The 13662-nt window shown below is 68.2% G+C and carries 14 protein-coding genes; 5 read left to right on the plus strand and 9 right to left on the minus strand.

The genetic code is table 11. The annotated features are described in order from the left end of the window. Nucleotides 1-272 precede the first annotated feature (272 nt). From K7W42_RS05365 to K7W42_RS05375, 3 genes are all read right to left on the minus strand, one after another. Nucleotides 273-848 carry a YcjF family protein gene (locus K7W42_RS05365; RefSeq protein ID WP_224572928.1) on the minus strand — a complete coding sequence of 192 codons (576 nt, stop codon included), beginning with the start codon at nucleotides 846-848 and terminating at the stop codon, nucleotides 273-275. A gap of 247 nt (nucleotides 849-1095) precedes the next feature. Then, entirely contained in the window at nucleotides 1096-2574 is a 1479-nt protein-coding gene (gene cysS, locus K7W42_RS05370) for a cysteine--tRNA ligase (protein ID WP_224572930.1), read from the minus strand. Nucleotides 2575-2694: 120 nt separating this feature from the next. Continuing rightward, on the minus strand, nucleotides 2695-3642 hold the full coding sequence (locus K7W42_RS05375) for a LysR family transcriptional regulator (RefSeq protein WP_224572932.1): 948 nt from the start codon (nucleotides 3640-3642) through the stop codon (nucleotides 2695-2697). Between the two features lie 130 nt (nucleotides 3643-3772). Here K7W42_RS05375 and K7W42_RS05380 point away from each other — a divergent pair, with 130 nt between their 5' ends. The 4 genes from K7W42_RS05380 (at nucleotide 3773) to K7W42_RS05395 (ending at nucleotide 7330) form a co-directional block, all read left to right on the plus strand. Next, complete coding sequence (locus tag K7W42_RS05380; RefSeq protein ID WP_224572934.1) at nucleotides 3773-4057, plus strand: hypothetical protein; 285 nt, start codon at nucleotides 3773-3775, stop codon at nucleotides 4055-4057. A gap of 330 nt (nucleotides 4058-4387) precedes the next feature. After that, a complete protein-coding gene (locus K7W42_RS05385; RefSeq protein WP_224573161.1) occupies nucleotides 4388-4978 on the plus strand; it encodes a phosphate signaling complex PhoU family protein in 591 nt (196 codons plus the stop codon). 152 nt (nucleotides 4979-5130) lie between these two features. Next, nucleotides 5131-5433 carry a YciI family protein gene (locus tag K7W42_RS05390; RefSeq protein WP_224572935.1) on the plus strand — a complete coding sequence of 101 codons (303 nt, stop codon included), beginning with the start codon at nucleotides 5131-5133 and terminating at the stop codon, nucleotides 5431-5433. 127 nt (nucleotides 5434-5560) lie between these two features. Continuing rightward, a complete protein-coding gene (locus tag K7W42_RS05395) occupies nucleotides 5561-7330 on the plus strand; it encodes a M3 family oligoendopeptidase (RefSeq protein WP_255639072.1) in 1770 nt (589 codons plus the stop codon). A 49-nt stretch (nucleotides 7331-7379) separates the two neighbouring features. Here K7W42_RS05395 and sppA read toward each other — a convergent pair whose 3' ends face one another. The 3 genes from sppA to K7W42_RS05410 all read right to left on the minus strand — a co-directional run bounded on the left by sppA (nucleotide 7380) and on the right by K7W42_RS05410 (nucleotide 10673). After that, complete coding sequence (sppA, locus tag K7W42_RS05400) at nucleotides 7380-8984, minus strand: signal peptide peptidase SppA (protein ID WP_224572939.1); 1605 nt, start codon at nucleotides 8982-8984, stop codon at nucleotides 7380-7382. Between the two features lie 8 nt (nucleotides 8985-8992). Beyond that, nucleotides 8993-9847 carry a group III truncated hemoglobin gene (locus tag K7W42_RS05405; RefSeq protein ID WP_224572941.1) on the minus strand — a complete coding sequence of 285 codons (855 nt, stop codon included), beginning with the start codon at nucleotides 9845-9847 and terminating at the stop codon, nucleotides 8993-8995. Nucleotides 9848-10031: 184 nt separating this feature from the next. Further along, nucleotides 10032-10673: a c-type cytochrome gene (locus K7W42_RS05410; RefSeq protein ID WP_224572943.1), complete on the minus strand. Its 642-nt coding sequence runs from the start codon at nucleotides 10671-10673 to the stop codon at nucleotides 10032-10034. A 101-nt stretch (nucleotides 10674-10774) separates the two neighbouring features. On the opposite strand from K7W42_RS05410, the gene K7W42_RS05415 reads away from it, so the two are divergent. After that, nucleotides 10775-11527 (plus strand): helical backbone metal receptor, encoded by a 753-nt coding sequence (locus tag K7W42_RS05415; protein ID WP_224572945.1) that lies wholly within the window; start codon nucleotides 10775-10777, stop codon nucleotides 11525-11527. Nucleotides 11528-11609: 82 nt separating this feature from the next. Here the strand turns inward: K7W42_RS05415 and K7W42_RS05420 are convergent, their stop codons facing one another. The 3 genes from K7W42_RS05420 to K7W42_RS05430 form a co-directional block, all read right to left on the minus strand. Continuing rightward, nucleotides 11610-12218 (minus strand): TetR/AcrR family transcriptional regulator, encoded by a 609-nt coding sequence (locus K7W42_RS05420; protein WP_224572947.1) that lies wholly within the window; start codon nucleotides 12216-12218, stop codon nucleotides 11610-11612. Nucleotides 12219-12634: 416 nt separating this feature from the next. After that, nucleotides 12635-13303, minus strand: coding sequence for an LrgB family protein (locus K7W42_RS05425; RefSeq protein WP_224572949.1), 669 nt, complete (start codon nucleotides 13301-13303; stop codon nucleotides 12635-12637). After that, complete coding sequence (locus K7W42_RS05430) at nucleotides 13303-13659, minus strand: CidA/LrgA family protein (protein ID WP_224572951.1); 357 nt, start codon at nucleotides 13657-13659, stop codon at nucleotides 13303-13305. Before K7W42_RS05430 ends, K7W42_RS05425 begins: the two co-directional genes overlap by 1 nt. Between the last annotated feature and the right edge of the window lie 3 nt (nucleotides 13660-13662).

The raw sequence follows: 13662 nt of genomic DNA on the forward strand, positions 1-13662 counted from the left end.
GGGTCATTGAGGAGAGCTCAGGGTGGCGCTTAGTTCTACTGCTGATCTCTCCGATTCCGAATCGACCGATCAGCTCAGCGAAAGGCCTTCACGTCAACATCTAGAGGTCGCTGCTGGTCACGCCCATAGGAAAACACCGTCACACCTGAACCCGCTTGGTTGCTACAGGTGTTCTACCGCTTCGGCACATGATTGACGAGGTGGTCTGTCCCTTTGCATGGGGCATAAAAAAGCGTCCAGGCATATTTCCCTGGACGCTGACGCTTCTTTACCTAGTGTCGGGGCGGGCCGCCCTGACCCTTCTGTTCGGCCCGGCGGCGCAGTTCAGAAGCGAGGTCGGTAAAGTCCTGCGCGCCGGGCAGCACCCGCCGGGAATCGCGTTTGGCCTCCTGCACCACCTGCACCTGATTGCGGCGCGAATCCGGCAGCCCCTGGGTGCGTCGCTCAAAATAGTTCTGGGCCAGGCGGCCCAGCGCGAAGGTCCAGCCGTAGACCGCTGGAGCGGTAATGAGGCCGCCAATCACGGGCAGCGCCAGCTTGGCCAGTCCGCGCATCACCTGGCGCGCGGCCATGCCGTAGGCGATAGTCACGCCAATCTCGCGCGCAATTTCTAGCGAACGCTCGGGGGTGATGTCAAAGCCGTAAATCTTGCCGATATGCAGCACCATCTTGCCCTGCACTGGGGTAATCAGCAGCAGATCGGCGAATGGAATCGGCTCTACGGCAATCGCCCCCGACAGCAGCGCCGCGCTTTTAATCACCTCTTCGGCGTTGTCCTCGCGCGACAGTTCGGGGTCAACATTGAGGTTAAAGTTGTCCAGCATCTGTTTAACGAGCGGCGGCAGCATACGCGGAGTGTACCCCTGCCCCCTCTAGGCTGCCCACCATCAAATTGTTTAGGCTTGCCCCGCCGCGTCCCGCAAGGCACGAAAAAAGGACACGCCCGGGGGGAGGTCGGCGTGTCCTTCTGGAGGGAAGGATGAGGGTGGGGTCACCACTCAGCCTTTATCGTAGGCCCCAACACTGACATCTTCCTGACAGGGGGCTGAGGTCAATGCAGGCGGTTCTGTCACGCGGTGCTCATCAAGGCCCCCCTCAGCGCTTCCAGCGGGGGCCGTCCTTGGTGTCTTCAACTGTGACGCCCACGCGGGTCAGGGTGTCGCGCAGCTCGTCGGCTTCCTGATACTGCTTATTAAGGCGGTAGTTCTGCCGCGCTTTGAGCACCAGTTCCATCAGGGCGCTGACGACACCGCTGTCATCCTGAGCCCGCGCGGCGGTGCCGCCACCGGCGAACAGGCCGAGCACGTTACCGCCCAGGTCCAGGTAGGCAGCGCGGGCGCGTTCTAGGGTGGCGCTGGGGACAGGGCCAGCCCCCAGCGCCGCATTCAGGTCGGTGGTCAGGCCAAACAGGGCCGCCACAGCCTTGGGCGTATTAAAGTCGTCGCGCAGGGCGTCTTCAAAGGCCGCTCTATGGGCGGCGATCTTGGCGTCCAGCGCCGCGTTCTGACCGTCAGGCGCGCTGCCGAGCCGGCGCTCAAGTTCGTTCAGCGCTTCACTCAGGCGGCGGTAACCGCTGCGGGCACTCTCGAAGGCGGCGTCGCTGAATTCGGTGATAGAGCGGTAGTGGCTGCCCACCAGCAAGAAGCGCACCACCATCGGGTCGTGCTGGGCCAGGACATCCTGAATGGTCAGGAAGTTGCCCTTGCTTTTGCTCATCTTCTCGCCGCCGATGGTCAGCATGTTGTTGTGCATCCAGTAGCGGGCAAAGGCGTGCCCGGCAGCTTCGGCCTGGGCAATCTCGGCCTCGTGGTGCGGGAATTGCAGGTCCAGGCCGCCCCCGTGAATGTCAAAGCCCTCCCCCAGATACTTCAGGCTCATGGCGCTGCATTCGATGTGCCAGCCGGGAAAGCCCACGCCCCACGGCGACTCCCAGCGCATGATGTGGCCGGCTTCAGCCTTCTTCCAGAGTGCAAAGTCGCGGGGGTCGCGTTTGTCCTCGCGCACGGCCTCGCGCACGCCTTCTTCCTGGTCGTCCAGCTTGCGGCCCGAGAGCTTGCCGTAGTCCGGCCAGGAGCGCACGTCAAAGTAGACGCTGCCCTCCGACTCGTAGGCGTGGCCCTTCTCGACCAGTTCCTCAATCAGGGCGATCTGCTCGGTGATGTGGCCGGTGGCGCGGGGGTTGATGCTGGGTTTCAGGACGTTGAGCGCTTCCATGTCTTTCACGAACGACCACATGTACTTGTCGGCCACTTCCATCGGCTCAAGCTGCTCCAGCCGGGCGCGGGCGAGCATCTTGTCCTCGCCGTCATCCGAGTCGTTTTGCAGGTGCCCCACGTCGGTGATGTTGGCCACGTAGCGCACCTGATAGCCAAAATGCACAAAGGCGCGGCGAATCACGTCAAAGGCCACTTCCTTTTTGGCATGCCCCAGGTGGGCGTCGCTGTAGACCGTTGGCCCGCACAGGTACATGCCCACGCGGCCAGGCGTGGTGGGCACGAACGGCACTTTCTGGCGCTGCAAGGTGTCGTACAGGACAATGCTGGGGTCGGGCTGCCGGGTCGGGTGGTCAGTCATGAAGGCTCCTGAAAGGCGGGAAGGGGACCATAAAAAACCGCGCCGCCAAGAGGATGGGGGGCGCGGTGCAGACCAGGGCTGCGTCACCGCTACAGGGGGCAACACAGGGTCGTCATAGGGTCAATGTAGCAGAGACGGGCGCGCGGGCAGCTCTGGCGTGGGCGCGGGGGCCAGCTCTTCTGGGGCGCGGCGCAGCACCTCCAGCAGCGCGGCGCTAAAGGCGCGCAGCAGCGGCAACCCCGCGCGGTGCGGCAGCGTGGCCAGCGCCAGGGGCCGCAGCAGCGGTTCGGGCAGTGGCAGGGCCACCACGCCGGGCGGCAGGGGGGTCAGGGCCAGGCGCGGCATCACGCTGACGCCCAGGCCGTGGGCCACCATGCCCAGAATTACGCTGTCTTCACCGATCTCAGTCGCGTCTTCGGGGTTGACACCCACGCGGCGCAGGTAGGTCATCAGGCGGGCGTTGCAGGCGTTGGGACCGGGCGCCAGCAGGAGACTGCTGGCCAGTTCCTCGCGCTGGACCGGGTGGGTGCCGCGCGACGCGGGCGCCACAAACAGGTATTCATCCACCACCAGGGGGAGCAGGCGCAGGCCCGGCTGCGGCTCCTCAATGACGATGGCGGCGTCGGCCTGGCCCCGCCGGACCAGATCCTCGCTGCCGGTGTCGCCGTCCAGCAGGGTCACGCGCACGCCAGGATGCTGGGCCCGGAAGGCCGCCAGGGCCGGAGGCAGCAGGTGGGTGGCGGTCGACCGGAACGAGGCCACGCGCAGGGTTCCGCTCAGGGCGCGGTCGTCCTGGGCGGCCTGCAGCGCGTCGCTGGCGGCCTGTACAGCGGTGCGGGCATGCAGGAGCAGCCGCTCGCCCGCCGGGGTGGGCGAAGTGCCACTGCGGCTGCGGCGCAGCAGCGGCTTGCCCACCAGGACTTCTAACTTGCCCACCGCCTCACTCAGGGACGACTGCGACACCCCCAGTTCAGCCGCCGCCTCGCTGAAGCCGCCTGCATCGGCCACGGCCAGCAGGGCGCGCAACTGGGCCAGGGTGGGCAGCGCCGCGTGACGGTCAGGGGTCATGGCCCAGTGTAGAGCGCGCTGGCTCCCCGGTGTATCGGGTTTACCGATGGCGGCCCGGCCCTGTGCCTGTGCGCGCCGATGGCGAAGAGCTGCCGCCAGGCGCACCCTGGGAGGCAAGAGGTGAGACCCTATGACCGCCAGCCTGCGCCCGACCACCCCCGCCTTTTTGCCCCTGCCCTGCACGCCCCAGGAGGTCTGCCACCCGACCTACGTGCTGGAAGTGCTGACCTCCGGCGCCCCTGAACTGCCCCCGGTGCCCGGCTGGACGCTGCGCGCCTGGCCAGTGGCCCGCCTGGGCGACCTGACCGTTCAGGCCACGCCTCAGGACCCGGCCGAAAGCGGCCCCGCCGCCCTGCGCGCCGCTCTGGCGGCGGCCGGAGTAACGCCGCTGGGCCCCGTGCGCCTGCATCAGTAAGGCGGGCTCGGCTTCAACCGTGTGTGAGAACAGTTGAAGCCGAGCGAAGCGAGAAAGGAGCACAGTGGGCTTCGGGCGTGGCGTTTGCAAATCGCGCCTTTTGCGATTCGTTGGCGTCACAGACGGAATCCGTATCAGGAGCAAGGTGCCTGCCTGGCCACATCCCCTGCGCATCCATAAAGCCGCAGGCCCCTGTCCCTTGACCCGCCCATCACAACGCGGCACCATACTGACCGCATGACGAATGGTGTCCGCTCGACCGCCCAGCGCGACGCGCCGCCCACGGGCCGCCCGGACAGCGCCGCCCTGGTCACGGCGCGCTTCTTGCGAATGCTGAGCATCTCGCTGGAACTGCTGGACGCTGTGCGTGACGCCAACGCCCGCGCCGAGTTTGCGGGTCTGACCGCCCGCGCCGAAACGCTGGAAGCCGAGACCGACGCGCTGGAACGCGAACTGGAGGACCTGTGTCTTCAGGCTTTTGGGTCAGGGCTGGCCGAGGACGATCTGGCCTTTTACCTGATGGTCTTCCGCAGCCTGACCAATCTGGAACGGGTGGGCGACTACGCCTTCAACGTGGCCCGCGACCTGGAAACCTTCGCGCCGCGCGCCCGCAGCGCCACCTTGCAAGACGCGCTGCCACTGGTGCGGCTGCTCTCGCACATGATTGAGACGCTGGCCTACGCCTTTGCCGAGCGCGATCTGGTGGCCGCCCGCGACGTGATGCGCCTGGATTACGAACAGGTCGACGCCCTGTACGAGCAGATGCAGCGCGCCAGCCTGACCCGGCTGCTGGAACGCCCCGAAGACACCCAGGTGGCCCTGACCGCCGGGCGCATGGCCCGCAACCTGGAACGCCTGGGCGACCATCTGGTTAACGTGGCCGAGCGGCTGGAAGTGTTGATTGTTCAGCGTAAGGCCTGAGGGCGGAACGCGGCGCCGCCTTGAACCCAAACCTTCTAGGGTGCTGGAGGGGCAGCCTGACAGGGCTGTGCGGCAGATTAGGCTCTCTGAGACAGCGCAGCCCTGAGGCCACAGGAGCGCCACAGACGCCGAACAGGATAAAAAGGTCTTTAATGTTTGTCGTCCTGCTGCAGTACATCCAGCCGCTCAGTGCAGTTGAGCCTCTGCTGGAAGCCCACCGGGCCTTTCTGGAACAGCATTACGCCACCGGCCATTTTGTGGCGTCGGGGGCTCGGGTGCCCAGAACGGGCGGGGTGATTCTGGTGCGTGGGCTCAGCCGTGAGGCTCTGGACAGCGTTCTAGCCGAAGACCCCTTTGCGCAGGCGGATCTGGCCGCGTATGAGGTGATTGAATTCACGCCTGCCAGAGTCGCAGCGGGCGCCGAGGCGTTTTTTGCCTCTGAAGCTGATCACTGACCAAATCGCCACCAGCGGCCTTCTGACGATTGGTTGGAAGAAGTTGCGGTCCACTAGGCGTTCTCGCCTACCTGCCTGACTGGGTCCCCGCCGTACACTCTGAACCGTGACCACAACCCAGACCGAGATGCCCCGCTGGCGCACGGACGACCTGTATGCAGGTCTGAAGGACCCAGCCCTGAGCCGCGACCTGAACGCCCTGCGTGACGAGGTCCAGGCCCTCGAAGCCCTGTTTGATGGGCACGCCATCGGCGCCGGGTCGCCGGTGACAGCCGAGGCGCTGGGCGCCGCTCTGAACGGCATGAATGAGGTGGTGCGGCGCGCAGGCACTTTGCGCGCGTTCGTCGCGGCCTTCGTGACCACCGACAGCCGTGACGAGGCGGCGCAGGCCCAGATGGCAGCGTTTACCACCCTGACCCTGCCGCTGGGACCGCTGCGGTCGCGCTTCACCGCCTGGGTCGGTGGCCTGAGCGCGGCCGAGTTGGATGCCCTGCTGGACCAGAGCGAGGTGGCCCGCGCCCACGCCCACACCCTGCGCGATGCCGTGCGAGACGCGCAATTTATGATGTCCCCACCTGAGGAAGACCTGGCCGCCCGCCTGCACCCCGCCAGCGGCGGCGGCTGGGGCAAACTGCATGGCAACGTCAGTTCGACGCTCAGGGGCAAGTTCCGGGGCCAGTGGCTGCCTGTGACTGCCCTGCGCGCCCTGGCCAGTGACCCCGACGCCCAGGTGCGCGAGGACGCCTATCACGCCGAAATTGCCGCCTGGAAATCTCAGGAGGTCGTGTTTGCCGCCTGCATGAACGGCGTCAAGGGTGAGTCCGGCACGGTAGCCGCGCGGCGGGGCTATGGTGACGTGGTCGCCCCCAGTCTGCTGAGCAACGGCATTGACCAGGGCACGCTGGACGCCATGCAGGCGGCGGTGGTGGCCGCGCTACCGGACTTCCGCCGTTACTTCCAGGCCAAGGCGACGCGGCTGGGCAAGGCGGCGCTGGACTGGTGGGACCTGTTTGCGCCTGCTGGAAAGAGCGAAACCCACTGGAGTTACGAGGCCGGCGCCGAGTTCGTGGAGCGCCAGTTCCGGGGCTACAGCGCCGCGCTGGGCGACTTTGCCGCCCAGGCCTTCCGGGAGGACTGGATTGACGCGGGCCCCCGCGACGGCAAACGCAGCGGCGCCTTTTGCATGCGCTGGCAGGGCAGCGACAGCCGCATTCTGATGAACCACGACCCCAGCCTGGATTCGGTCAGCACCCTGGCGCACGAGTTAGGCCACGGCTACCACAATCGCCAGCTGGGCGACCTGCCGCCCCTGCAGCGCGAAACGCCCATGACCCTGGCCGAAACCGCCAGCATCTTCTGCGAAACGATTATTCAGAATGCTGCGCTAGAAACAGCCCAGGGCCAGGAACGCCTGTATGTCCTCGAAACCCAGCTGATGGGCCACGCGCAGGTAGTTGTGGACATTCACAGCCGCTTCTTGTTCGAAAAGGCCGTGTTTGAGCGCCGCGTGGGCGGTGACCTGAACCCCAGCGACCTCAGTGACCTGATGGTGTGGGCGCAGCGCGAGACCTACGGCGACGTCCTGAACACCCCGCACCCCTACATGTGGGCGGTCAAGCCGCACTACTACGGGCGCAGTTTTTACAACTACCCGTATACCTTTGGCCTGCTGTTCGGCCTGGGCCTGTACGCGCAGTACGAGCAGGCCCGCGCGCAGGGCCAGGAAGCCGATTTCCAGGCCCGCTACGACGCGCTGCTGGCCGCCACCGGTCAGGCCACGCCGCTGGAACTGGCCGCGCGCTTTGGCATTGACCTGCACGCCCCGGCCTTCTGGGAAGGCAGCCTGAACATGATTCGCCGCCAGATTGAGGCGTACGAAGGGGTAAGCGGGGCGTAGAGAGTGGGAAGTGGGGTGGTGATGCTACGCCCCACTTCCCACTGTCCACTTACCGAACCTTGATGTCCTGGTCAAACCACGCCAACACGCGCTCGCTGCCAAAGGGCCACAGGCTCACCTGGGCGGCGCGGGCGGCTTCCTGGGCAAACTCGGGCAGGGGGCCGTGGCCCTTGGGGGTCACGTTCCAGGCGGGGGCGTCTTCCGGCAGACCGGCCAGTTCGCGGGCGCGGGCCAGGCCGGTTCTCAGGTCACCCAGCTCATCTACCAACCCGTAGTCCAGGGCGTCCTGGCCGCTCCAGATGCGGCCCCGGCCCAGCTCATTGACCCGCTCTTTGGTCAGCCCGCGCCCCTGCGCCACGCGGCTGATAAAGCGGTCGTACACCTCCAGAATGCCCTTTTCCACGTGTTCCCGTTCCTCGTCGCTGTAGCGGCGGGCTGGGGAGAACATCAGCGCGCGGTCGCGGCCCACGCGCTCGGGGTTGAGGCCGTGGCGGCGGTTGAATTCCTCCAGAATCGGCTTGCCGCTGACCACGCCAATCGAGCCGGTCAGGGTGTACGGCGAGGCCACAATGGTTTTGGCGTGCGCCGCCACGTAGTAGCCGCCGCTGGCCGCGTATTCGCCCATGACCACGACCACGGGCTTCTCGCTCTGCTGCACCTCGCGCCAGATGAGGTCACTGGCCAGCGCGCTGCCGCCGCCGCTGTTCACGTACAGGACGATGGCCTGCGTGGTCTTGTCTTCTTTGGCGCGTTTCAGCGCGGCGACCACCGTGTCGGACCCGGCCATCGGGCCGCCCAGCAGTGGCAGAGGCACCGGGTTGATGCGGCTCTTGCCCGTGATGATGGCCCCGACCAGCGGCACCACCGCCACCCGGCCCTTCTTGCTGCTCTGCTTGTCGGGCATCAGCCAGTTCACCACCGCCCCAAAAGGGCGCGAGGCCGGCCCAATCAGCTCGTCCTCGTAGGCGACCTTGGTAATCAGCCCGGCGTCCAGGGCGCCCTGCGCGCTGGTCAGGTCGGCGTCCAGCCAGGCGGCGGCCTGCTCGGGGCTGACGCCGCGCGCGCTGGCCAGGTCGGCGGCCCAGGCGCCTTCCAGGCCGTCCAGATACGCCTGAAGCTGCTCGCGGTTGTGGTCGTCCATGTGGTCCTGCGAGAAGCGGGTCAGGGCCGCCTTGTATTCCCGAATGCGCAGGTTCTCGAACTCGATGCCGCGTTTTTTCAGAAATTCGCCCAGGAAGGTGCTTTCCAGGCCAAAACCGTTCAGGTTCACCTCGGCAGATTCCGGCGCGACCAGTTCGGAGGCGCCGCTGGCGGCCAGCAGGCTCACCATGTTCAGGTGCGGCAGGTAGGCCACCACCCGTGTACTCTGCGCCAGGTCATGCAGCAGGCCGCGCACCGCGTGCGCCGCTGCGGGCGCCGCCGTGAACTCGCCAAAGCGCACCAGGACGCCGTGCAGCCACGACGCCCCCTTCAGTTTCTGGATACGCCCGGCCAGGGCTTCCAGGGTCTCGGTGCGGCTCAGGAGGGCCTGCACCGGGTTGCCTGGCTGGCGTTCGGGGTAGGGGCCGGCCAGGTCCAGCACCACCCAGGTGGGCCGGGTCACGCCACCGGGAAGAGCGTCGTCGGCCTTGTTCAGAAACGGAATGTTGGGCATGACCCAGGCTACGGGGGTGGGCGCCCAGAAGTTCCCCGCAGGCCCGGTCGTGTGCCCAGGCGCGCGCCCATCGTCTGTGCGCGGGCAGCCAGCAGACCAGCGGCTGGGGTGGGCAGCAGGTCGTGGGCGGTGGCCGCCCACAGTGCCAGCCAACGGGCCAGGTGCTCGCCGCGCACCCCCAGGCCCGCGTGCGCGGCGTTTAGGTTGCCGCGCCAGGGGGGGCCGGTGCCCTCGGCGCCGCCCAGCACCGTGACCCAGAAGGCGGTGACCCGGTTCAGGTGGGCGGGCCAGTCCTGAATGTGGGCTGTAAACACAGGGCCCAGCAGTGGGTCAGCCTGGGCGCGGGCATAGAACTCGGCCACCACAGCGCGCACGGCCGTTTCGCCTCCTACCTCCTCCAGCGGTGAAGCGGGGCTGCGCGCGGTCCAACCAGGCAGGGCCGCCAGAAAATCGGCCCGCACCTGCGGGGGCACCTCAGGGTCAGCCCAGGCCACAGCGCGGCCTAAAGTCCAGTGGCGCGGCACCAGCCCAGACCAGCCGTGGACCTGCGCGCCGCGCGGAGCGGCGGCCCAGTCGGGCTGACCCGCCGTCACGGCGGCGCCCAGCACCCGCCCCAGCAGCGCGGCCCCCGAGCCCCAGCCCAGCACCGGCACGCCCCGCCGCAGGGCGCTGCTGACCAGATTCAGCGCCGCCCAGCGCGCCGGCTGGCCCTGCACATCGGCGACCGGCAGGCCATCGTGGGGCAGCAGCAGGGCGCCCGCACAGGGCAGTGCCGTCAGGGTGGCCTCCTCTACGCCTGGCCAGTCCGGCAGGGGAGAGGTGGAGAGCAGCGGCCCAGGGGTCAGCGCGCTGCTGGCGGTCATCCGGCACGCCTCTGCGAGAACGCCATGTGGGCCGCCCTGCCCTCCCGTTTTGTGCTCATCCCGCCGTCGTGTGCCAGGTCGGCAGCTGACTTTTCAGAGGACCGCTGAGAGCCCCGTCCCATGGGCGCAGGATAACGGCAAAGCGGCCCCCCGCAAGGGAAGGCCGCTCGCCCGCCGCCCCTGTTCAGTTGAGGGTCTTGACGAAGGTGTAGATGTTGGCAATGTCCGAATCGGTCAGCTGTTGCTCGCTAAAGCGGGGCATAACGGCCGACAGTTCACGTTCGGGCGTCTTGCCTTCACGCAGCACAGCCGTGAACTGTGCCAGGTTCCATTCCTTGACCTGACCCAGGGCCGGGCCGACGCCGCCCTGGCCTTCGGGGCCGTGGCACCCGGCGCAGTTGCCCACAAACAGCTTGCCGCCTGCAGAAGGGTCGCCCTCGGGTTCGGCGGCGGCGGCCGTGTCGGCGGGTTCCTGACCCGTCTGGCCCACGGTTTCGCTGGGCGGGGTGTTCTCGGCGGTGCCCTCGGTGCTGGCGGCGGGGGTGTCACCGGTTTTCAGGTCGCTGCTGGCAATCACGGCGCCGTTCTCGCCGGCCTGGGTGCCGCCGTCGTTCTCGGCCCTCACGTCGCCCTGCGCGCTGGCGTCGCCCTCTGCGCCCGTGGCCGCGCTGTTGGGGCTGGGGGCTTCCTCGCTGCCTGGGGTGGGGGTTTCCTTGTGCGCCTCTTCCTCGTGGTGCGGCGTGGTGGCGATGCGGTAGCCGGCAATCGAGCCGCCCAGCGTCAGGGCCAGCAGCAGCGTCATGGTGACGGCGAACGTGTTCTTCATACCCCCGAGCCTACCATACGGTCAGGGGGCGTTTGCCCGTGCTGGCGCGCACTTCATGGGGTCTGGACAGGGGCGCGGCGGCCCGCTCTAGACTGCGGTCTATGTCCCCGCGCCTGGCCAGTCTGACGTGCAGCAACACCGACATCCTGCACGCCTTGGGCGCCACGGACCTGCTGGTGGCGGTCGACAGTCACAGTGACGCGCCGGGGCTGGACCACGCCGCGCGCCTGGGGCCCGACCTGAATATTGATGTGGCGGCGCTGGTGGCGGCCCGTCCCGACCTTGTGCTGGCGTCCCTGAGTGTGCCGGGCATGGAGCGGGTGGTTGAGGCGGTGCAGGCCGCCGGCCTGGAGACGGTCATCCTGGACCCGACGAGCGTGCCGCAAACCGTGGCCAGCATCCGGCAGGTGGGGGCGCTGTTGGGGCTGCCGGGCCGGGGGGAGGAGGTGGCCCAGACGTTGGAGGCCGAGCTGGCCGCCCTGTACCGCCCTGCCCCCCGCGCCCCCCGCGTGCTGGTGGAGTGGTGGCCCAGGCCCATCATTGCCGCCACCCGCGAGTCCTGGGTGACCGACCTGCTAGCGGGACTGGGCGCTGTCAATGCCCTGGCCGACCTGGAGGGCCGCAGCCGCCCCCTGACGCTGGACCAGGTGCGTGAGGCCCAGCCGGACCTGATCGTATGTTCATGGTGCGGCGTGAAAAAACTGCGCCCCGAGGTCATCGAGGCGCGGGGGCTGGGCGTGCCGGTGGTGGCGGTGCCCGAAAGTGGGCTGGGCCGCCCTGGCCCCCGCCTGATTGAGGGCGCACGGCAGATTCGGGCGGCGATAGACAGCCGGGTGGTGAGGTGTGGGCTGTAGGGAGTGGGAATAGATGAGGGGCGCGGTTGGCGCGCGGCGGTGCGCGGGAAGAACGTGAGCTGAAACTGTGCTGTTGCCTTTCCTACATCCCACAACCTCCGCCCTCCACCCCTCTGTCCAGCACCGCTCGTAGCCCTGCCAGGCAGTCAGCCCGGTACTGGGCCAGATCGGGTTCGGGGTCGGCCAGGAAGCGCACACTCAGGCCCTCCACGATGGCGCGCAGCAGGCGGGCGCGGCCTGGGGCGCCGGTTTCGCCCGCCAGACGGGCCAGTTCCAGGTCCACGGCTAGGGACTCTTTTAAAAAGGCGCGCTGCACGGCCATGAGTTCAGGGTCGCGGGTGGCGGCGGCCAGAAAATCCAGGGACACCGTGTAAAACCGGCGGGTGTTCTCGACGCCGTAAAACTGGTTCTCAACGTAGGCGCGCAGCTTGTCGTCGGGGGTGGTGGCCTGCCGCACGGCGCGGCGGGTGGCCACGGCAATCGTGCGCGAGAACCGGCGCATCACGGCGCCCAGCAGCCCCGCGCGGCTGCCGAAGTGGTAAACCAGCGTGCCCCGGCTGACCCCGGCGTGGGCGGCGATGTCGGCCAGCGTCACGTCGGCGTAGCCCCGCTCGTAGATGGCCAGGTACGCGGCCCGTTCCAGGGCGGCGCGGCGGGCGCGGTCCTGAATGGGGTTGACCTTGCGCGCCATGCCGCCCAGCATCCCGGAGGCCAGGGGGCGGCGTCAACCAGCCTGGGGCAGACCGCGTGCTGACTTGTCTGGTTTGGCTGTGAGGCAGGTGCAACTGGCAGAAGGCCCTTGACCTATGTGATCGGCTCACCGGCTGATGTCTGTGCTGATTGGTGATCGTCTGTGGGGTTGAACGCGCACTGGCAATGCGCCGCAGGCTGGGCCGGGCTGGCAGAAGGGTGAAGCAGAGCGAGCAGCCACAGCAATAGGGGAGGCGATGGGGGGCATGAGTGTGTCCTGATAACAGAGCCCTGCCGGATGACCTCATTCACCGCAACCCAGCCGAACGCTTTGACGTGAGCTTCTGCCTTTGATGCCCCACACGTTCCGGGCTCTGCCTCAAGGCGTACCTGCTCTCTGGCCTGGGTCTCGCCGTCTTATCCCCCCAGCCGGGTCAAGAGCCCCACCAACCCGGTGACCAGCAGCGCCGCCAGCCCCATGCCCACCGAGGCCGCCGCGCCACTCTGCGCGTGTTCCTCGCGTGCCCGCGCAGTGCCAATGCCGTGGGCCACCGAGCCCAACCCCACGCCGCGGGCCAGTGGGTGCCCCACACCCAGCCGGGTCAGGACTGACGGCAGCACCAGTGCACCCACCAGGCCTGACAGCACGGCCAGCGTGGCGGCCAGGGCAGGAGGCGCGTGGGTCAGCGGCGCCAGTTGCAGGGCCACTGGGCTGGTGGCGGGGGCGGTCAGCAGGGCACGCTGGGCCTCTGGGGCCAGGTTCAGCAGGTGGGCCAAACCAGCGTCGGCGGCCACGGCCAGTCCGGTGCCGAGCGCTCCCCCCAACCCCAGCGCCCGCCACTGCCGCCGCAGCAGCGCCCGGTGCCGGTAGAGTGGCGCGGCCAGCGCCACCACCGCCGGGGCCAGCAAGCTGGTCAGGGGCTGCACGGCCTGCGCGTAGTGGGCGTAGGGCACAGCCAGAACCAGCAGCGCGCCGGCCACCAGCAGGGTCGCCACCAGGGTGGGGTTGGTCAGCGGTGTTTTAGCGCGGGACTGAGCCAGGACGCCCACCCCAAACGCCAGCAGCGTGAGGGCCAGCCAGAGCATTACTCTTCCGGCCGCAGCAGGCGCGTGGCCAGCAGGCCAGCCGCGCCAGCCCCCAGCAGCAGCCCGGCGGTCAGCACCAGCAGCCACAGGCCCCACGCCGCGCCTGCACCCAGAAACTGAATGAAGCCAACCGTGGCGGGCACGAACAGCAGCCCCAGCACGCTCAGCAGGCCGTCGGCGGCGTCCTCGATCCAGTGCAGGCGCACCAGCCTCAGCGCCAGAGCGGCCCACAACAGTGCCAGCCCCAGCACTGGGCCGGGCAGCGGCAGCTTCAGCCCGCTGGCCAGGGCCTGGCCGGCTGCGGCAAACGCCAGCAGCACGCCCAGGCCCAGGACAAAGCGCGCTGGGGCCGGCACAGG

Origin of the sequence: Deinococcus betulae, assembly GCF_020166395.1 — a bacterium.
Lineage (GTDB): Bacteria > Deinococcota > Deinococci > Deinococcales > Deinococcaceae > Deinococcus > Deinococcus betulae.